This is a genomic window from Microbacterium sp. SCN 69-37, from assembly GCF_001724435.1.
Classification (GTDB): Bacteria; Actinomycetota; Actinomycetes; order Actinomycetales; family Microbacteriaceae; genus Microbacterium; species Microbacterium laevaniformans.
The window spans coordinates 1-18439 of the sequence record NZ_MEEL01000041.1 but is presented as its reverse complement, the minus strand read 5'-3'; the positions used below and the strand labels follow the sequence as shown (position 1 = coordinate 18439).

At 71.5% G+C, this 18439-nt stretch carries 18 protein-coding genes and 1 pseudogene; 6 read left to right on the top strand and 13 right to left on the bottom strand.

From position 1 onward, the window contains the following. Positions 1–119: 119 nt before the first annotated feature. The gene (gene gabT / locus ABS64_RS12095) at positions 120–1469 is read right to left on the bottom strand and encodes a 4-aminobutyrate--2-oxoglutarate transaminase (protein ID WP_292683805.1); all 1350 of its coding nucleotides are present in this window, start codon (positions 1467–1469) and stop codon (positions 120–122) included. Positions 1470–1623: 154 nt separating this feature from the next. Between gabT and ABS64_RS12090 the strand changes: the two genes are divergently transcribed. The 3 genes from ABS64_RS12090 to ABS64_RS12080 all read left to right on the top strand — a co-directional run bounded on the left by ABS64_RS12090 (position 1624) and on the right by ABS64_RS12080 (position 4881). After that, entirely contained in the window at positions 1624–3159 is a 1536-nt protein-coding gene (locus ABS64_RS12090) for a PucR family transcriptional regulator (RefSeq protein WP_288120947.1), read from the top strand. Between the two features lie 64 nt (positions 3160–3223). Continuing rightward, positions 3224–3898 carry a response regulator transcription factor gene (locus ABS64_RS12085; RefSeq protein WP_036287313.1) on the top strand — a complete coding sequence of 225 codons (675 nt, stop codon included), beginning with the start codon at positions 3224–3226 and terminating at the stop codon, positions 3896–3898. After that, on the top strand, positions 3895–4881 hold the full coding sequence (locus tag ABS64_RS12080) for a HAMP domain-containing sensor histidine kinase (RefSeq protein ID WP_061682589.1): 987 nt from the start codon (positions 3895–3897) through the stop codon (positions 4879–4881). The genes ABS64_RS12085 and ABS64_RS12080 overlap by 4 nt, the downstream gene beginning before the upstream one ends. A 30-nt stretch (positions 4882–4911) precedes the next feature. On the opposite strand, the gene ABS64_RS12075 is transcribed toward ABS64_RS12080, so the two are convergent. The 11 genes from ABS64_RS12075 to ABS64_RS12025 form a co-directional block, all read right to left on the bottom strand. Next, positions 4912–5709 carry an FAD:protein FMN transferase gene (locus tag ABS64_RS12075; RefSeq protein ID WP_061682587.1) on the bottom strand — a complete coding sequence of 266 codons (798 nt, stop codon included), beginning with the start codon at positions 5707–5709 and terminating at the stop codon, positions 4912–4914. Beyond that, on the bottom strand, positions 5706–6242 hold the full coding sequence (locus tag ABS64_RS12070; protein WP_016464367.1) for an FMN-binding protein: 537 nt from the start codon (positions 6240–6242) through the stop codon (positions 5706–5708). Before ABS64_RS12070 ends, ABS64_RS12075 begins: the two co-directional genes overlap by 4 nt. Before the next feature lie 19 nt (positions 6243–6261). Then, positions 6262–7677: a ferric reductase-like transmembrane domain-containing protein gene (locus ABS64_RS12065; RefSeq protein WP_061682586.1), complete on the bottom strand. Its 1416-nt coding sequence runs from the start codon at positions 7675–7677 to the stop codon at positions 6262–6264. Between the two features lie 94 nt (positions 7678–7771). Continuing rightward, positions 7772–8272, bottom strand: coding sequence for a substrate-binding domain-containing protein (locus tag ABS64_RS12060; protein ID WP_292683822.1), 501 nt, complete (start codon positions 8270–8272; stop codon positions 7772–7774). Then, on the bottom strand, positions 8272–8454 hold the full coding sequence (locus ABS64_RS12055) for a hypothetical protein (protein ID WP_292683827.1): 183 nt from the start codon (positions 8452–8454) through the stop codon (positions 8272–8274). Before ABS64_RS12055 ends, ABS64_RS12060 begins: the two co-directional genes overlap by 1 nt. A gap of 222 nt (positions 8455–8676) precedes the next feature. Next, positions 8677–9534, bottom strand: coding sequence for a MurR/RpiR family transcriptional regulator (locus ABS64_RS12050; RefSeq protein ID WP_292683800.1), 858 nt, complete (start codon positions 9532–9534; stop codon positions 8677–8679). Next, positions 9524–10357 (bottom strand): phosphonate ABC transporter, permease protein PhnE, encoded by an 834-nt coding sequence (gene phnE, locus ABS64_RS12045; RefSeq protein WP_292683798.1) that lies wholly within the window; start codon positions 10355–10357, stop codon positions 9524–9526. The genes ABS64_RS12050 and phnE (ABS64_RS12045) overlap by 11 nt, the downstream gene beginning before the upstream one ends. Beyond that, positions 10354–11166 (bottom strand): phosphonate ABC transporter, permease protein PhnE, encoded by an 813-nt coding sequence (phnE, locus tag ABS64_RS12040; RefSeq protein WP_292683796.1) that lies wholly within the window; start codon positions 11164–11166, stop codon positions 10354–10356. The genes phnE (ABS64_RS12045) and phnE (ABS64_RS12040) overlap by 4 nt, the downstream gene beginning before the upstream one ends. Beyond that, positions 11163–11981, bottom strand: coding sequence for a phosphonate ABC transporter ATP-binding protein (gene phnC / locus ABS64_RS12035; RefSeq protein ID WP_292683794.1), 819 nt, complete (start codon positions 11979–11981; stop codon positions 11163–11165). Before phnC ends, phnE (ABS64_RS12040) begins: the two co-directional genes overlap by 4 nt. Further along, positions 11978–12958 (bottom strand): phosphate/phosphite/phosphonate ABC transporter substrate-binding protein, encoded by a 981-nt coding sequence (locus ABS64_RS12030; RefSeq protein WP_292683792.1) that lies wholly within the window; start codon positions 12956–12958, stop codon positions 11978–11980. Before ABS64_RS12030 ends, phnC begins: the two co-directional genes overlap by 4 nt. 42 nt (positions 12959–13000) lie before the next feature. Beyond that, the gene (locus ABS64_RS12025) at positions 13001–13654 is read right to left on the bottom strand and encodes a hydrolase (protein WP_292683790.1); all 654 of its coding nucleotides are present in this window, start codon (positions 13652–13654) and stop codon (positions 13001–13003) included. A 75-nt stretch (positions 13655–13729) separates the two neighbouring features. Between ABS64_RS12025 and ABS64_RS12020 the strand changes: the two genes are divergently transcribed. Then, positions 13730–14413 (top strand): amino acid deaminase, encoded by a 684-nt coding sequence (locus ABS64_RS12020; protein WP_292683788.1) that lies wholly within the window; start codon positions 13730–13732, stop codon positions 14411–14413. A gap of 108 nt (positions 14414–14521) precedes the next feature. Here ABS64_RS12020 and ABS64_RS12015 read toward each other — a convergent pair whose 3' ends face one another. Then, on the bottom strand, positions 14522–16003 hold the full coding sequence (locus ABS64_RS12015; protein WP_292683786.1) for a helix-turn-helix transcriptional regulator: 1482 nt from the start codon (positions 16001–16003) through the stop codon (positions 14522–14524). Between the two features lie 137 nt (positions 16004–16140). On the opposite strand from ABS64_RS12015, the gene aceA reads away from it, so the two are divergent. Together aceA and ABS64_RS12005 are read left to right on the top strand one after the other, a co-directional pair. After that, positions 16141–17457: an isocitrate lyase gene (gene aceA, locus ABS64_RS12010; RefSeq protein WP_016464356.1), complete on the top strand. Its 1317-nt coding sequence runs from the start codon at positions 16141–16143 to the stop codon at positions 17455–17457. A gap of 40 nt (positions 17458–17497) precedes the next feature. Further along, positions 17498–18439 (top strand): annotated as a pseudogene (locus ABS64_RS12005) (malate synthase A); the annotation flags it as partial.

Here is an 18439-nt window from a genome sequence, read left to right as displayed (position 1 = left end):
TGCTCCCGCAGCATGTCCCGATAAGCGCTGTCAGAGTGGCCTCGAGGAGACCGAAAGTGGGACATCGCCGGGCGCAAGTGGGACATGGGGCGGGGTGTGGGTGGGATGCCGGGGCGGGGTCAGTGGGCGGCGAGGGCGGCGGCGACGACGTCGATTCCCTCGGTGAGCAGTTCGTCGGAGATCGACAGGGGCGGCAGGAAGCGGATGACGTTGCCGTAGGTGCCGCAGGTGAGGACGATGACGCCCTCCGCGATCGCCGCCTTCGCGACGGCGGAGGTCAGGGCGGCATCCGGGGCCTTCGTCTCGGGGTCGACGAACTCGACCGCGATCATCGCGCCGGCTCCGCGCACCTCGCCGATGCGCGCGTCGGACTGCTGCAGGGACTCGAAGCGGGCGCGGAGGATCCCCCCGATCTCGCGCGCCCGCTCGAGCATCCCGTCGTTCTCGAAGGCGTCGATCGCGGCGATCGCCGCCGCGCAGGCGACCGGGTTGCCGCCGTAGGTGCCGCCGAGGCCTCCGCCGTGGGTGGCATCCATGATCTCGGCGCGACCGGTGACCGCCGCCAGCGGCATGCCGCCCGCGATGCCCTTGGCCGTCGTGATGAGGTCGGGAACGATGCCGAACAGCTCGCTTGCGAACATCGCGCCGGTGCGGGCGAAGCCGGTCTGCACCTCGTCGGCGATGAAGACGACGCCGTTCGCACGGCACCAGTCCACGACCGCCGGCAGGAATCCCTCCGCGGGGACGATGAAGCCGCCCTCGCCCTGGATCGGCTCGATGATCACGGCCGCCAGGTTGTCGGCGCCGATCTGCTTCTCGATGAGCGAGATGGCCTTCGCCGCGGCATCCGCGCCGCTCAGGCCGTCGCGGAACGGGTAGGAGGCCGGCACGCGGTAGACCTCGGAGGCGAACGGACCGAATCCGCTCTTGTACGGCATCGACTTCGCGGTGAGGGCCATCGTGAGGTTGGTGCGGCCGTGGTAGGCGTGGTCGAACGCGACGACGGCCGGGCGGCCGGTGGCCTTGCGGGCGATCTTGATCGCGTTCTCGACGGCTTCGGCGCCGGAGTTGAACAGCGCCGACTTCTTCGCGTGGTCGCCGGGGGTGAGGCGGTTGAGCTTCTCGGCGACGGCGACGTACGACTCGTACGGCGAGATCATGAAGCACGTGTGCGTCATCTGCGCGACGGCGGCCTGCACCGCCGCCACGACGCCCGGGTGGGCATTTCCGACACTGGTGACGGCGATGCCGCTGCCGAGGTCGATGAGCGAGTTGCCGTCGGCGTCGACCACGACGCCACCGCCGGCCGCGACGGCTTCGATGGGCACCGTGTGAGCGACACCCGATGCGACGGCGGCGCTCTTGCGCGCCAGCAGTTCCTGCGAGCGGGGGCCGGGGATCGCGGTGACGAGGCGGCGCTCCTGCGCCAGGGACGGACCGCCGATGACGGCGCTGTCGATGATGCTCATGCCGGGAGCGTATGAGCCGCGGATGCCGAGCCACACCCTCCGCCGTGTACATTCTGTGATCAGGCGCATACGCGGCGTACAGCCACGTCGTGCCCGTCGTCGGGCACCCGCCCCGGATCGACCGAGGACCGCGCCGAGGAGGAGGCCGCCGCCCATGACCGAGACGCAGCCGACTCTGCGCGCGCTTCTCGCGCGCCGCGACCTCGAGCTGCGGCTCGCCTCGAGCGCCGACGATCTCGACGACGGCGCGCTGGACGCTCCGCTGCGCTGGGTGCACAGCTCCGACCTCATCGACCCCACGCCCTTCTTGGCCGATGACCTGCTGCTGCTGACGACGGGCACGCAGTTCGTCGGGCCGGCCGGCGACGGCGAGTCGGGCGAGGACGCCGCCGCCGCCTACGTGTCGCGCCTGCGCGCCCGCGGCGTGCGCGGGCTGGGGTTCGGCACCGAAGTGGTGCGCGACGGCATCCCGCCGACCCTCGTCCTCGCCTGCGCCGCGCAGCGGATGCCGCTGTTCGAGGTTCCCTATCGCACCCCGTTCATCGCGCTGGCACGGGCCAACGCCGAAGCCATCGCCGCTCAGGCCTACGCCCGGCGTACCTGGGCGCTGTCGGCGCAGCGGGCGATCTCTCTGGCCGCACTGCGTCCGGACGGGCTGGCGGCGACCGTCGCCGAACTCGCCGCTCAGCTCGGTGCGTGGGTCGGGCTGTTCGACGCCGCCGGCACCCTGACCCAGAGCGCCCCCGCCGACGCCCTCGACGACGGAGCCGTCGCCGCCGTCACGACAGAAGCCGGTGCCGTGCTGCGCCGCGGGGCGCGTGCGGCGTCGACACTCGAGATCGATGATCGACGCGTCACGATGCAGACCCTCGGCCGTGGAGGGCACCTCCGCGGACTCATCGCGATCGTCGGCGCCGACCTCGACCTGGAGGGACGCAGTGTCGTGACGTCGGTCATCGCGATGGCCGGCCTCGCCCTCGAACAGAACGTGGGACTCGGCCGCGCCCGTGCGGCGCTGCGAGCCGGACTGCTGCAGACGCTCCTCGACGACGACCCGCACCTGGCGCGGCGCGTCTCGCGCGAACTGTGGGGCCCGTTGCCGGCGAGCCCCGTCGTGGTCGGGGTCGCCGCCGTCGCCGCCAACCGCACCGACGCCGCCGTCGACTGGCTCGAGCTGCAGGCCGCCGAACGCGGCGGCTTGTTCTACGCGCGCAGCGGCGACGGCATCGTCGTGGTCGTCTCCGCCGCCGACGAGGGCGCGCCCACCGCGCTCGCGGGTCTGCTGGATGCCGCGGTGGGGCTTTCGGAGCCCACCGACTACAGCGGATTCTCCCGCGCCCACGCGCAGGCCCTCACCGCGCTGCGCACCGCCGTGAGCGGCACCGTTACGCGCTTCGCGGATGCCGCCGGCGTGCTGTCGAGCCTCGACTCCCCTGCCGCCCGCGCCCTCGCCGACGCGCGGCTGCGTCCGCTGCGGGCGCACGACCAGGCCCAGGGCACTGCGCTCGTGGAGACCGTGCGCACCTGGCTCACCCACGACGCGCGCATCGACGAGGCCGCGCGCGCTCTCGGCATCCATCGCCATACGGTGCGCGCCAGGGTGGCGCAGGCGCAGCAGCTGCTGGGTGTGGATCTGTCGAGCTTTCCGGCGCGTGCGGAGCTGTGGGCCGCGCTCGTTGCCGCCGGGTGATGCGGTCTTGGCGGATTCTTGGCGCGGATGTGGGTGAATGGTGGCGGCGAGGATCGGAGGAGCGATGACCCGCGACGGTGCACGGCCACGCCTGCTCTACGTCGAAGACGACCCGACGATCGCGGGGATGACGGTCGAGGTGCTCTCCGAGGTCTATGACGTCACGCACCTGACCGATGGCCTCGCCGCACGGGAGCGCGTGCTCGCCGAGCGCTTCGACGTGCTGGTCGTCGACCGGCGCCTGCCCGGGCTGGACGGCGTGGAGATCGTTCAGGCGATGCGCACCGCACGCCTCACGACGCCCGTGCTGCTGCTGACGGCTCTCGGTGCCGTCGCCGACCGGGTCGACGGCCTCGACAGCGGCGCAAACGACTACCTCGTCAAGCCGTTCGACTTCGAGGAGCTGCTCGCGCGGCTGCGCGCCCTCGTGCGCGGTCACCACGCCGAGGGACGTCGGCGCCACCTCGGCGACTGGACCTTCGTCGCCGAGTCGCGCACCCTCTACGGCGACGGCGGCGAACGCGTCACGCTGACGGCGACCGAGGCGCGCCTGGTGGCGCTGCTGAGCGAGAGCCCCGAGCACGTCTTCTCCCGCGACGAGATCCTCCGTGCCGTCTTCTCCTCCGATGATGCACTGAGCTCGGTCGACACCTACGTGCACTACATCCGCCGCAAGGCGTCGCCCGAGATCATCGAGACCGTTCGCGGTCGCGGCTACCGTGCGGGGAGCCCCTCGTGAGCGACGAGGCCGACCGCCGGCGCGTTCGTCGCGCCGCGGTCCACGTCGGTCTGCTCGTCGGTGCCGCATCGGCCGTCGTGGTGACGGCGGGAGTCGCGCTTCTCGTGGCCGTCCTGCTGCTGTCGGCCCGACCCGAACTGCACCACAACGGCGAGGGCGGCGGCCGCAGCGGTCCGCCGGACGGCGACCGCATCGTCGTCGACGTCGACCGCATCCTCCCCTGGGTCGTCGCGCTCGGTCTCGCCGGGGTGGCGCTGCTCGCCCTCGTCGCCTGGTTCGCCGCCCGCCGCGCGGTGGCCCCGTTGGCCGGTGCCCTGCGGCTGCAGCGCCGCTTCGTCGCCGACGCGAGCCACGAGATCCGCACGCCGCTGACGGCTCTCACGAGCCGGACGCAGATCCTGGAGCGCCGCTACCGACGCGGCGAAGACCTCACCGACACGCTCGCGGCGCTGCGCGCCGACGCGTCGGTCATGGACGCCGTGCTCACCGACATGCTGCTGACGGCGGAGGGAACGGCGACGGATGCCGAGCCCGCCGTCGTCGACGCGGCGCTGACGGCCGCGGCGGCCACGGTGGCGCCGCTGGCCGAGGAGGCGGGCGTGCGCGTCCGCGTCGGTCAGGGCGACGGCGCGGGCCTGCGGGTGCGCCTTCCCCGCGTCACCCTCGACCGGCTCTGCGTCGCGCTCCTGGACAACGCAGTGCAGCACACCCCGGGCGGCGGCGAGGTCGCACTGTCGGCGCGATCCGACGGACGGGGGGTCGCGATCCGGGTGCGCGACGGCGGCAGCGGCATCGCCGATGCCGATCGCGAGCGCATCTTCGAGCGCTTCGCCCGCGGCCCGGAGTCGGGGCGGCGGCGCGGCTTCGGCCTGGGTCTCGCGCTCGTGCGCGAGGCGGCCGAGGCGGCCGGGGGCCGGATCGAGATCGAGCGGACGTCGGCGGCCGGTACCACCATGCTGCTCTGGCTGCCGCAGGCTGCGTAGCGGCCTCAGGCCGCGGGCGCCGTAGCGGCCTCAGTCCGCGGTCGCCGCGACGGTCTCGACGCCGACGCCCGCGACCCATCGACGGACACCGGCGTCGGTGACCGTCATCGCCGACCGCAGCGGCGCGTCCCACAGCCACCCGGTGTCCTCGCCGGCAGCGACGGCGAGGGCGGTCGCCCACACGTCGGCGGTGGTGAGGTCGTCCGCAACGACCGTCGCGCTCACCGCAGCCGACACCGCGATGCCGGATCGAGGGTCGACGAGGTGCGCTCCCCGCTCGGCGGTTCCGGAGGTGGCGACGGCGCCGTTGCGCACCCGCAGCGTCGCCAGGGCCGCCCCCGGCCGCACCGGGTCGGCGATGCCGACGGTCCACGACCAGGGCGCACCGGGCGCGGTCCACACCCTCAGGTCGCCGCCGACGTTGATGCCGACGGCGCTCACCCCGGGCATCGCGAGCAGCGGCTGGAGGTGCGCCGTCGCGGCGACATCCGTCGCCCAGCCCTTCACGTAGCCGGTGGGATCGAAGCCTTCCCGCCAGAAGGCGCTGAACCGCCCGCCGGTCGCCTCCTCGACTCGTCGGCAGGCATCGGCGACATCCGTCAGCCGCGGATCGGCGTCGGCGAAGCTCAGCTCGCCGCGGCGCAGCCGCGAGATCTCCGAGTCCGCACGGTACGTCGAGAAGATCGCCTCCAGCTCGCGGAGCGCCGCGACGGTGGAAGCCGCGGCATCCGTCGCCGCCGCGCACGCGTCAGGAGTGCCGATGACGTGGATGCTGGCGGTCGTGCCCATGAGCTCCGCCGTCCAGGCGCGGCGGCTGGGTTCGCTCATGCCGAGGCCTGGTCGATCGCCGACTGGAGCGAGTCGAGGTACCCGGTGCTCGTGTACGTCGCCCCCGACACCATGTCGATCTGCGCGCTCTGGGCCGAGAGCGTCTCGGAGATCAGCTGCGGCAGGGCGTCCTGGTTGATCTGACGGTCGCGGCTGCTGTAATCGGGGTAGGCCGGCGTCTGCACGTCGGTGATCACGCCGCCCGAGACGGTGATCTGCACCTGCAGCGCCCCGTAGCGCGTGTTGACCGCGGAGCCCGTGAACGTGCCGTCGGCGAGCCCGCTCTTCGACGTGGTCGTCGTCGAAGAGGTCGCCCCCGACGACGAGCTCGAACTCGACCCGCCGGGGGTCGTCGTGGTCGACGAGGTCCCGGCCGACGGCGACGCCGGAGCCGGGGTGACGCGGGTGGCGTCCGTGCGATTCGCGTTCAGCGGTGCGGCGACGGCCGCGTCCTCGGGAAGGGAGGTGCGATAGCTGAACAGCAGCACGAGGCCGCTGACGGTCGCGAGCAGGGCGTAGACGATTCTCTTCATGGTGGTGTCCTCTCTGAACTCAGACGCCGAAGGCTTCGCTGTGGATTTGAGCGGCCGGCACCCCGGCAGCCCGCAGGTCGCGACGCACCGAGGCCATCCACGGCTCGGGGCCGCAGAGGTAGACGTCGTGATCGTGGATGCCGGGCACCATCCGCCGCAGCATCTCCGCGCCACGCCCATCGGCGAACGTCACCGGCAGCCACGTCGATCCGGCGCGGCGGCGCGGACCGTGCAGAGCCACGTGGTGCAGGCCCCGGCGCGCGACCAGGCGCTCGATCTCGCGCACGCGCATCGACTCGGCCGCCGCATGGTCGCGAGTGATCAGGATCGCCTCGCCGGGCGCATACGGCTCGGCCTCGAGAAGCGAGACGAGGGGTGCGACGCCGGCGCCGGCACCCATCATGACGATCCCCCGCCGCGTCCGCGCCTCGCCCGTGAACTCGCCGTAGGGCCCTTCGATCAACACGCGCGTGCCCCGGCGGAGAGTCGCCAACCGGCGCGTCCCGTCGCCGACCATGCGGGCCGCGACGACGAGTTCGCCGCGGCGGGGGTCGGCCGCCAGCGACAGCGGGACTCCGCGCGTCCAGCCGGGTGCGCCCAGAAACCGCCAGACGAAGAACTGACCGGCGCGGGCGCCGAGGCGCTCCAAGCCGCGTCCGCGCATGCGGACCACGACGCCCACCGGCCCGTCTGCCTCGACGGCGACGACGCGGATGTCGTGACGCGCGGAGCGCCACAGCGGCAGCGCCACGCGGAAGACGATGACCGCGGCGGCGGTCGCCGCCCACAGTCCCCACCAGTACACCTCGGCGAGCGGATGCGCGGCGAAATCGGCGCCGGTCCACAGCATGTGCGGAATCGCCAGCCCGACACCGAGGTACCCGTACAGGTGCAGCAGGTGCCACGACTCGTAGCGCATGGCACGCCGCGCTCGGCGGATGCTGGTCACCACGACGAGCACCAGCAGGCCCGTTCCCGCCGTCGCGAGCATCATCCCGGGGTAGTTCCAGACGAAGTCCCACAGCTGGGCGATCACGTTGACACCGGCCTGGGCGGCGTAGCCGACCACCAGCAGGGCGATGTGGGCCAGCAGCAGCCAGAACGACCAGAAGCCGACCCAGCGGTGCATCCGCGTGATCGCATCGCGCCCGAAGGCTCGCTCGAACAGCGGCACGCGCGCCATCAGCAGCACCTGGTACAGCAGCAGATTCGCCGAGACGAGACCAGTGATCCGCCCCAGCGTGTTCAAGGTGTCGGCATCCATCGCCCGCAGGTCCTGCACGGCGCCACCGGCGATCCACAGCGCGACGACGAACAGGCTCGTCGCCCAGATGACGCCGATCGCGAGCAGCCGCCAGAGGGGGCGGCGCGAGCGGATGCCGACGCGCGGCACGGCGGCGATGAATGTGGATCGCGTGGCGGCCTGTGTGGTCATGCGTCGAGCGTCGCCGACCGGCTCTGAGACAAGGCCAAGAATCAGCGGCTCACGCGGCATCCATAGGAATCTGATAGCCCGCCGACACGGACGATCAACATCCGCAGCTGCGCCGCAGCACGACCCGCGGCGCGAACACCGCGTCGAAGCGGGCGTGCCCGTCGGGCAGCGCACCGGCGGTGCCGGCGAGGATGCGGGCGGCGGCGCGCCCCATCGCCTCCATCGGCTGGCGCACGGAGGTGAGTGTCGGCGTGCTGAGCCGACCGGCCAGGATGCCGTCGAACCCGGTGACGGCCACCTCGTCGGGCACGCGCACGCCGAGGCCGGCGAGCGCATCCAGCGCCATGAGGGCGTGCTGGTCGCTCGCGCAGACGAGAACACGCGGCAGCGCACCGCGGACGTGGAGCGCGCCGAGCTGCTCGAGCATCCGATGCGGACCGCGCACGGTGCCGTCGATCGGCTCGTCACGGGGACGCAGACCCCACCGCATCAGCGACGCCCGGTACTCCCGAAAGCGTTCGGAGTTGTCGAAGCCCTCCTGGCGCCCGACGAAGGCGACGTCGTCGTACTGGTGGTCGCCGACGAGGTGGTCGATCAGCGCATGTTGTCGTCGACGAGGCCCGTCTCGGGGTGGGCCATCGCGGCCATCGACGTCCAGGTGTCGGTGGCGTAGCGCAGGAGCTCGCGGGCGTCCTTCCCGCTGGGATGGCCGGGACCCCCGGCTCCATCCGCAGCGCTGTTCTGCGCTCCGGCGCCGTCGGGGGGCGCCGCGGTCACGGGCGCACCTCCCGCCAGTGCACCGAACGTGAGTGCGGCGATCGCGCGCGACGACGGCCGCAGTCGCGGAGGAGATTTCCGCCCAGGAGGACGGATGCCGCGACAACATCCTCCCGACGCGAAATCTCCTCCCGCAGCGCAGCACGACTGAGCCGAAGCGCACCACGACCGGGGAGGATCGCCCTGCCCGACGAGATCGGCCAGCGAGATCGGCCGGCGCGCTCAGGCGGTGCCGTCGTCGAGGTTGTCCGACAGGATGCCGAGCACGTGCGCCCGCACGACGCGGGCCCTCTCCCCCAGCACGCCCGCGACGGCATCCACGAACGCCTCCACGAACGCGGCGTGTGCGACCCGCGAGGTGTGGGCAAGCTCCTCGCGGAAGCTGACGCCGGTCGGGGTGATCACGAGCGAACGGTCGGCGAGGTCGGCCAGCGGGCTGGACGCGAAGGAGGTCAGGGCCAGCACGCGCGCGCCGGCGCTGCGCGCGGCCTCCGCGGCCCGCACGCTCGCGGCGTTCGCCCCCGAACCGCTCACGACGACGCACACGTCGGCGGACGACAGCTGACGCGCCGCGATCTGCTGTGCGATGGCGTCCGCGATCACCTCGGCGGGACGGCCGACCGCCGTCAGCCGCATGGCCAGATCGCTCGCGACCGGCGCCGACAGGCCGTTCGCGACGACCAGCAGGCGCGAGGCGCGGGCGACGTCGGCGACCGCGGACGACACATCGTCAGCGCTCATCAGGCTCACCGCCGTGGTCAGCGACTGCGCGGTGCGGGCGAGGGCTGCGCGCAGCTCGCCGAGCGGGCCGTCACCGTGGTCCGCATCGCGCGGCGGCTGCGCGCCGAGTTCCGCCGCCAAGGCGACGCGCAGTTGCGGATAGCCGCGATAGCCGAGCGACTGACACGCCCGCACGACCGATGACCGGGCGACGCCGGCGCGGTCTGCCAGCTGCTGCGCGGTGAGCTCCACCACCGCGTCGGGCTCGGCGACGATGAGGTCGGCGACCCGCCGCTCGGTGGGCTGCAGGCCGTTGCGCATCGCGGCGATGCGCACCGTCGTCGGCGCGTCAACGGGCACGCGGACCCTCCATGATTCGCCGGCGGAGCGCCCCGCTCGCCGCGTCGATCGCCATCGTGACGACGATCACCACGATGAGCAGCATCCCCACGGTGGACCACTCCCGGTACTGGGTGTAGGACGTCAGCATATCGCCGATGCCGCCGACGCCGATGAGGCCCAGAACGGCCGAGGAGCGCACGTTGATCTCGAACCGGTAGAGCCAGAACGACAGGAACACCGGCTGCGCCTGCGGCCACACGCCCCACCGCAGCACCTGCGCCGTCGACCCACCTGCGGCCCGCGCCGCCTCGATCGGCCCGGGCGGCACCGCCTCGACCGCTTCGTAGCCCCATTTTCCGAGCGTGCCGATGCCGTTGACGGCCAACGCGAGCGCACCCGTCAGCGGGGTCAGCCCGGTGACCGAGAGGATGATGATCGCGATGATCAGCTCCGGCACCGCGCGGATCACCGAGAACACGAGCCGCAGCGCGGCGCGCAGCCAGAGGGGTCCGAATCCACGGGCCGCAACGAGGCTGAGCGGCGTCGCCAGCAGGATGCCGAGCACCGTGCCCACCCACGCCATCTCGATGCTCCGCCACGTCTGCCAGAGCGCCTCGGGCAGCTTCGACCACTCCGGCGCGGAGAACATGAGCCACAGGTAGCGGCCGATGTCGGCGGGTAGGTCGGCCAGACGGCTCCACGAGATCTGGACCGACCAGAAGGCGGCGACCACGACGACGGTCACGATGACCGCGGCGATCGCGCGCCACGGCGACCGGCGGCGCGATGGGACCTGCAGGGCGCGCGGCCGGTGTGCGGCGCGCGGGGCGAGGGCGGTCATACGAGCCTCCGTCTGATGGCGTCGCTCATCAGGTCGATCACGACGACCACGACGAGCACTTCGAGGATGATGAGGGAGAGCTGGTCGTAGCGGTAGAACGTGCGGACCGCGTCGATGAGCAGCCCGATCCCTCCGGCGCCGACGAGCCCCAGCACCGTCGAGGCGCGCACGTTCAGCTCGAACACGTACAGGGTCTGCGACACGAATGCCGGCCACGCATCGGGGAGGGCGACGGCGCGGTTGATCTGCGCCTGCGTGCCACCGGCGGCCCGACCGGCTTCGATGGCACCGGCATCCTGCGCGTCGATCGCCTCGGAGACGAGCTTGACGATGATGCCGATGTTGAAGATCGCGAGGGCGAGGATGCCGGGAAGCGCGCCGACGCCGACCATCGCGACGAGCACCGCCGCGTAGACGAGCTCGGGCACCGCGCGGATCACATTCAGCAGGGTCCGCACCGCACCGCGGAAGGCGGGGTGCGGATTGGTGGGCCGTGCCGCCCAGAACGACAACGGCAGCGAGATCGCGGCCCCCACGACGGTTCCCAGCACCGCCATCTGCAGCGTCTCGAGCATCGGCGCGACGGTGCGCGGAAAGAACGACCAGTCGGGCGTGAGCAGTTCGACGATCTTCGTGGCACCGTTTCGCCAGTTCGCGACGATCGGCGCGACATCCAAGCCCACGCCGATGCCCGGAAGGCACGTGAACACCGTGATCACGACGACGACCGCCACCGCGATCCACGTGCCGGCGCGGCGTCGAGGCCGCTCGGGCACCACCAGCGCGGATGCCGCGGGCGCGACGCTCATCGATCGAGCCGATCGTCGCCGGTCAGCGACCGTCCGTAGATGTTCTCGAAGTCGGCATCCGTCGCGCTCGCGGCCGGCCCGTCGAAGACGACCTCCCCGGCGCGCATGCCGATGATGCGCGCGCCGTACTGCCGCGCGAGATCGAGCAGGTGGATGTTGACCAGCACCGTGATGCCGAGGTCGGCGTTGATCCGCCGCAGATCGCCCATGACGCCGTGCGCGGTGGGCGGGTCGAGACTCGCGACCGGCTCATCGGCGAGGACGATCCGCGGCTGCTGCGCAAGGGCGCGCGCGATCGCGACGCGCTGCTGCTGGCCGCCCGACAGGGCCGAGGCCCGATCCCACACCTTCGACAGGATGCCGACGCGATCGAGCGCCTCGAAGGCGATCTGCTTGTCGGCGTCGCGGTAGGCGCCCGCCAGGGTGCGCCAGTACGGCGTGTGGGTGAGACGCCCCACGAGCACGTTGTTCAGCACGGTCGTCCGACCGGCGAGGTTGAACCCCTGAAACACCATGCCGATCTGCCCGCGGAGGTGGCGAAGGCGCGTGCCCCGTGCGTTGTCGACGCGCTCGCCGCCGACGGTCACGGTGCCCTCCGTCACGGGCACGAGGCCGTTGATCGTGCGGATCAGCGTCGACTTTCCCGACCCGGAGAGGCCGACGATGCAGACCCTCTCGCCCGGCGCGATCTCGAGATCCACACCGCGCAGGCCCACGGTGCCGTTGGGGTAGCGGACGGTGACCCCGTCCAGACGGATGCCCCAGGGCACCGCGGCCGCAGCCGCGATGCCCTGGGGCAGGATGCGATCCGTCACTGCAGTCCCAGCTGCTGGGCGGCCCGCGCGACGACGTCGAGCGATGCGGGGTTGGCCGGCGCGAGCTTGGTGATGGAGTAGATGCTCTGCAGCACCTTCGAGCCCTCGTCGGTGTTGGAGTAGGACTCCAGCGCCTGCGTGATCTTGTCCTGCAGCGCCGGCGACAGCTTCGACGAGACGGCGACGCCGTCGTTGGGGATCGGGTCGCTCAGGGCGAACACGACGACCTTCTGGCCCACGTCGGGGGTGTCCTTCTTCACGAGCGTGCGCGCGTCCCAGAAGCTGAAGCCGACCTCGGCATCGCCCTTGTAGACGGCCATGACCGAGGCGTCGTTGGCGGTGACCGGGATCTTCTGGAACCCGTTGTCGATGTCGATGCCCTTCTCCTTGAGGGCGAGCATCGGGTAGATGTAGCCGGCAGGAGAGCCGGGGCCGAGCACAGCGACCTTCGCGCCGGCGATCTTGGTGATCGCGTCGAGGCCGCTCGGGGTGGCGAGCTTGTCGGTGCCGTTGCAGTAGAGCATCCCGTCCTTGTCGACGGGGGTGTCTGAGCAGTACTTGCTCGGGTTGTTCGTCATGAACTGGGCCGGGTAGGTGATGGCGCCGTTGCGCTCGGTCTGCAGCACGACCTTCGCGCCGTACCGGTCGCTGGCCTGCCACAGCTGCAGCGACGGCAGGAAGCCGATCTGCGCCTGGTCGGCGCCCATCGCCTCGACGGCGGCCTGGTAGTCCTTCGACACGACGCCCGTGACGGGGATGCCGAGTTCCGAGCTCAGCATGTCGGTCAGGGGCTTGGCGGTGTCGACGAGTCCGGCCTGGTCCTGCGAGGGGACGAGAGCGAGAACGAGCGAGGTCGGGTCGGCGGCGGGCGCGGCGGAGCCGGAAGCGTCGGAGCTGCCGGAGCAGCCGGCGAGCGCGACGGTGGCGGCGAGCGCCGTCGCGGCGACCGCGGCCAGTCGGAGGCGGGTGATGCGCATGAGGTGTCCTTCGGTGTCGGGTGATGCGTGTGTGCGGGAGGGTCAGCGGGTACGCGCGTGGGCGTGCACCCATTCGGTGAGGGCGGGAAGGAGTTCGGGGAGCGTGGCGGCGTGGAAGTCGGGGGTCGCGGCGGCGTCGGGGTAACCGCCGACCAGCGCCGTGGCATGGCCACGCGCGTGCGCCGGGGCGAGGTCGTTGCGCCAGATGTCGCCGACGGCGAGGACGTCGGCATCCGCATCGAGCGCGTCGAGCAGCGCGGCGAGTCCGTCGGGCTTGCCGGCGTCGACGACGACGCTGTCGAACAGACCGTCCAGCGCGAGCGCCGTCAGCGCCTCCGGGATGCGCACACCGGGAGCGTTCGTGACCAGAATGCGCTCCGCGTCGACCGTCGCGAGGAAGGTGGCGAGGCCCTCGGGGGCGAGAACGGGAGCGTCGTCGGACGCGAGCTGTGCGCGGCTGGCGGCGTAGCCGCGCGCGAGGTGCTCGGGGGCGGCTCCGGCCGCGACGGCGCGCACCCGCACGAGGTCGTAGGCGTCGATGGCGTCATCGCCGTCGGAGAGGCCGGTGGCGATCTCATCGACGAACGACGGCGACAGTCCGGCCTCGCTGGCGACGGCGCGGGCGTACGCGCGCACCGGCCCGTCGCCGAGGGCGACGGTACCGTCGAAGTCGAAGATGAGAATGGGACGAGGCACGGATCTCCCTGCGGGTGACGAACGCGTCCGTGAAGCTGGACGCTTTGTCCATAGTGAAGGACATGTGTGGACGTAATGACCACGGCAGATGAACATCCGGTAAAAAGTGGCGGGGAGCTCTCGCGACTCGACGCCGCGGCCGCGCTCGCCACGGGCGATCCCGCGGCCGCCTTCGACCTCCTCCCCTGGCTCGGCACCTCGATCGACGCCGACGCCGCCGCGCGCCGATTCGACGCATGGGGGCTGTCCACGGTCATCGACGAGAACACGGGCACATCCGTGGTCGCGGCGTCGGTCTTCAGGGCGCTCCACGAGCGCGCCGGCATCGACGCCCGCTTCCCCGTCGGCAACGCCGGCCTGCTGCACGTCTACGGCTATCTGCTGTCGACGACGCCGACCCCCTACGGCCTCAAACGCGAGCGCTGGTTGGACGGCGACCTCGCCCGCGCCTACGGGCTGGCCGCCGACGCCTTCCTCCCCTGGGCGGTGCCGACGGGCGAGACCCTGCTGGCGCGGGTCGCCGCTGCCGCCGCCGCACTGGTGGAGCGCACTCCGGTGCGCCGTCAGCGGGTGCACGACACGGAAGCCGTCATCGCGATCGGGCGCGCCGCGGCATCCGGCCCTTCCGCCCTCGCCTACGCGCTGATCAACGGCGGCATCCAGCGACTGATCACGACGTTCCCGGTCGCCTCGCCCGCGGCCGTCCTCGACGAAGTGGATGCCGCCGCCCCGCGCCTGCGCTGGAACGCCGTCGCCTGAGCGGTCCGCGCCCACACCACCGGAGGAGATTTCACCCCGGGAGGACGGATGCCGCAGCGGCATCCTCCCGGCGTGAAATCTCCTCCCGGAGCGTGACCCGCGCCCGCCTCAGTCGCGCGGGGCGTGCACCTCGAGGAACTCGTACAGGTCGGTCGTGTCGACGCCGGGGAACGCGCCGGTCGGCAGCGTCGCGAGCAGCGTCCGGGGCGTGCGCACATTCGGCCACGCCTGATCGCGCCACTGCGACTCCAGCTCGGCGGGAGCGCGCCGGCAGCACACCTCGACCGAGTGACGGGAGACGCTGCGGTTGGTGGTCTCGCGCCCGACGAACCACTTCGTGTCGTCGAAGCGCACGCCCACCGACACCGAGTGCGCACCCTCACTGGAGGTCTCCACGCGGGCCGTGCACCAGAACGTGCCGTTGCCGGTGTCGGTGTACTGGTAGTACGGGTTGAATTTGTCGGGAATGTCGAACACGGCGCGGCTCGTCCAACGCCGACAGCACAGCTGCCCCTCGATCGAGCCGAGCCGATCGGCCGGGAAGTTCACGTCGTCGTTCTCGTACGCCTTCGTGATGGTGCCCGACTCGTGCACCTTCAAGAAGTGCACCGGGATGCCGAGATGCCGCGTCGCCAGATTGGTGAAGCGGTGCGCCGCGGTCTCGTACGACACCGAGTACGCATCGCGGAGGTCTTCGATCGACAGCGCGCGCCGCGACTTCGCGTCGTGCAGCACCGGGACGGCGTGATCTTCAGGGATCAGGAGAGCCCCGGTCAGGTAGTTCGTCTCCACCCGCTGACGCAGGAACTCGGCGTAGGAGCGCGGCTCGGCGTGCCCGAGGATGCGGCTGGCGAGCGCCTGCAGCACCGCGGTGCGGGAGTCCCCCTTCGCGGGCACCGTGCTCGACAGGTACAGCCGGCCGTGCTTGATGTCGGCGACCGAGCGCGTCGAGGCCGGCAGATCGGCGACATAGTGGAGGGAGAATCCCAGGTGAGCGGCGATATCTGATGCCGTGCGCTGCGTGAGCGGCCCGCCCGGGTGGTCGACGGCGCGAAGGATGGCGCGGGCGTGCTCCTCGAGCTCGGCGAAGTAGTTGTCCTGGCGACGCATGAGGTGGCGCAGCTCGACGTTCGCCCGACGCGCCTCCTCGGGAGTAGCGGAGCGCTCGTCGCCGAGTCGCTCGATCTCGCCCTGCAGCGCGAGCAGCGCGCGCAGCGCGTCGTCGGGCAGAGACTTGCCGATGCGGAACGGCTCGATGCCGAGGGCGCGGAACGTCGAGCCCTTCATGGCGCGCTCGAGCGCGATCTCGAGCGTGGCGCGCTCGTCGAGTGGCTCGGCCTCGAGCAGCTGATCGACCGTGGCACCGAGCGCCTTCGCAATGGCACGGAGGAGCGTGAGTTTGGGTTCGCGCTTGCCCGTCTCGATCATCGACAGCTGGCTCGGCGCCCGTTCGACCGCCGCGGCGAGTTCGTCGAGGGTCATCCCGCGGGCGGTGCGCAGCTGGCGGATGCGCCGGCCGATCGTGAGCGCATCGGCCTCCTCCTCGGACGCTGTCGTGGAGGCCGCCACGGGAACATCGATGTTCGTCATGTCCGGGATTGTGTCACAGAACGTGAAGTTTGATCAATCTTCACAGTGGTATTGGTTACTTCTGGCCTCGAACTTCACCCAAAGTGGAGACACGAGCCACCGCCGGCACCGCCCGGCATCCGATGAAGGAGAGCACCATGACGATCCAGGCCACCCCCGGTCAGCCGCCCCTCCGCGCCGGCGACCAGACGCAGACCGCCGCCGAGCTGCAGGAGATCTGGGACACCGACCCCCGCTGGGACGGCGTGCAGCGCACGTACACCGCCCAGGACGTCATCCGCCTGCGCGGCAGCGTCCGCGAGGAGAACACCCTCGCCCGCCGCGGCGCGGAGAACCTCTGGAACCTCCTGCACACCGAGGACTACATCCGCGCGCTGGGCGCCTACACCGGCGGCCAGGCCGTGCAGCAGGTCCGTGCGGGCCTGAAGGCCATCTACCTCTCGGGGTGGCAGGTCGCCGCCGACGGCAACCTCGCCGGCCAGACCTACCCCGACCAGAGCCTCTACCCGGCCAACTCGGTTCCCGCCGTCGTCCGCCGCATCAACAACGCCCTGATCCGCCAGGACCAGATCGAGCACGCGGAAGGCACGCTCACGCAGGACTGGCTGGCGCCCATCGTCGCGGATGCCGAGGCGGGCTTCGGCGGCCCCCTCAACGCGTACGAGCTGGCGCAGTCGCTCATCCAGTCGGGTGCCGCGGGCATCCACTGGGAAGACCAGCTCGCCAGCGAGAAGAAGTGCGGCCACCTCGGCGGCAAGGTGCTGGTGCCCACGCAGCAGCACATCCGCACCCTGAACGCGGCTCGGCTCGCCGCCGACGTCGCCGGCGTGCCAACCGTCATCATCGCCCGCACCGACGCGCTGGCGGCCGACCTGCTCACCAGCGACGTCGACCCGCGCGACCAGGAGTTCACGACCGGCGAGCGCACCAGCGAGGGCTTCTACCGGGTGCGCCCGGGCCTGGAGGCGGTGATCAGCCGCGGCCTCGCGTTCGCACCCTACGCCGACCTTCTGTGGGTGGAGACCGGAGAGCCCGACATCGAGCTGGCCCGCGCGTTCGCGAGCGCGATCCACGAGCAGTTCCCCGGCAAGATGCTCGCCTACAACTGCTCGCCGAGCTTCAACTGGAAGCGTCACCTCAGCGACGAGCAGATCGCGACCTTCCAGCAGGAGCTGGCCGACCTCGGCTACAAGTTCCAGTTCATCACGCTGGCCGGCTTCCACGCCCTCAACTACTCGATGTTCGATCTCGCCTCCGGCTACGCCGAGCGCGCCATGAGCGCGTACGTCGAGCTGCAGGAAGCCGAGTTCGCTGCGGAGTCCCGCGGCTACACCGCCACCAAGCACCAGCGCGAGGCGGGCACCGGCTACTTCGACTTCGTTTCCACGGCGCTCAACCCCGACAGCGCGACCCTGGCTCTGGTGGGATCCACTGAGGCCGAACAGTTCCACTGAGCACCACCCCGCGACCCACCGACACAGAAAGAGCAGGGCCATGACTCCCACCGCCACGGGCACCGCGCCCGCATCGACCATCACCATCACCGGACCGATCCGCGACCGCTACGAGGAGATCCTCACCCCCGCGGCCATCGCGTTCCTCGCCGAGCTCCATGTCCGCTTCGCCGGCCGCCGTCACGACCGCCTCGCCGACCGGATGCGGCGCCGTTTCGAGATCGGCAACGGGCACGACCCGCAGTTCCGCTCCGACACGGCCCACATCCGCGAGGATGCCGAGTGGCAGGTCGCCGGGGCGGGTCCGGGCCTGGAGGATCGCCGCGTCGAGATCACCGGCCCCACCGACCCGAAGATGACGATCAACGCGCTCAACTCGGGCGCGAAGGTGTGGCTGGCCGACCAGGAGGATGCCACGAGCCCCACCTGGCGGAACGTCATCGAAGGTCAGCTCTCGCTGTTCGACGCGATCCGCGGACAGCTGTCGTACACGAGCCCCGAGGGCAAGGAGTACCGCGTCACCGCCGAGCAGACCCCCACGATCGTGATGCGTCCCCGCGGCTGGCACCTGGTCGAGAAGCACATCCGCTACACCGACCGTGCCGGGCGCGACCTCGCGGCATCCGGCTCGCTCGTGGACTACGGCCTGTACTTCTTCCACAACGCGCAGCGTCTGATCGACAACGGCGTGGGCCCCTACTTCTACCTGCCGAAGATCGAGTCGGCGGAGGAGGCGAAGCTGTGGGACGACGTCTTCACCTTCAGTGAGAACCACCTCGGCATCCCGCACGGCACCATCCGCGCGACGGTGCTCATCGAGACGCTGCCGGCGGCGTTCGAGATGGAGGAGATCCTGTTCGAGCTGCGCGACCACGTCGCGGGTCTGAACGCGGGCCGCTGGGACTACATCTTCTCGATGATCAAGAACTACCGCGGCCGCGGCGCGCGGTTCGTGCTGCCCGACCGCAGCCAGGTCACGATG

Bases quoted from the DNA above. Each gene is read 5' to 3' on its own strand.
- gabT (WP_292683805.1), bottom strand. From the start codon at position 1,469: ATGAGCATCATCGACAGCGCCGTCATCGGCGGTCCGTCCCTGGCGCAG.
- ABS64_RS12090 (WP_288120947.1), top strand. From the start codon at position 1,624: ATGACCGAGACGCAGCCGACTCTGCGCGCGCTTCTCGCGCGCCGCGAC.
- ABS64_RS12085 (WP_036287313.1), top strand. From the start codon at position 3,224: ATGACCCGCGACGGTGCACGGCCACGCCTGCTCTACGTCGAAGACGAC.
- ABS64_RS12075 (WP_061682587.1), bottom strand. From the start codon at position 5,709: ATGAGCGAACCCAGCCGCCGCGCCTGGACGGCGGAGCTCATGGGCACG.
- ABS64_RS12070 (WP_016464367.1), bottom strand. From the start codon at position 6,242: ATGAAGAGAATCGTCTACGCCCTGCTCGCGACCGTCAGCGGCCTCGTG.
- ABS64_RS12065 (WP_061682586.1), bottom strand. From the start codon at position 7,677: ATGACCACACAGGCCGCCACGCGATCCACATTCATCGCCGCCGTGCCG.
- phnE (WP_292683798.1), bottom strand. From the start codon at position 10,357: ATGACCGCCCTCGCCCCGCGCGCCGCACACCGGCCGCGCGCCCTGCAG.
- phnE (WP_292683796.1), bottom strand. From the start codon at position 11,166: ATGAGCGTCGCGCCCGCGGCATCCGCGCTGGTGGTGCCCGAGCGGCCT.
- ABS64_RS12030 (WP_292683792.1), bottom strand. From the start codon at position 12,958: ATGCGCATCACCCGCCTCCGACTGGCCGCGGTCGCCGCGACGGCGCTC.
- ABS64_RS12020 (WP_292683788.1), top strand. From the start codon at position 13,730: ATGACCACGGCAGATGAACATCCGGTAAAAAGTGGCGGGGAGCTCTCG.
- ABS64_RS12015 (WP_292683786.1), bottom strand. From the start codon at position 16,003: ATGACGAACATCGATGTTCCCGTGGCGGCCTCCACGACAGCGTCCGAG.
- aceA (WP_016464356.1), top strand. From the start codon at position 16,141: ATGACGATCCAGGCCACCCCCGGTCAGCCGCCCCTCCGCGCCGGCGAC.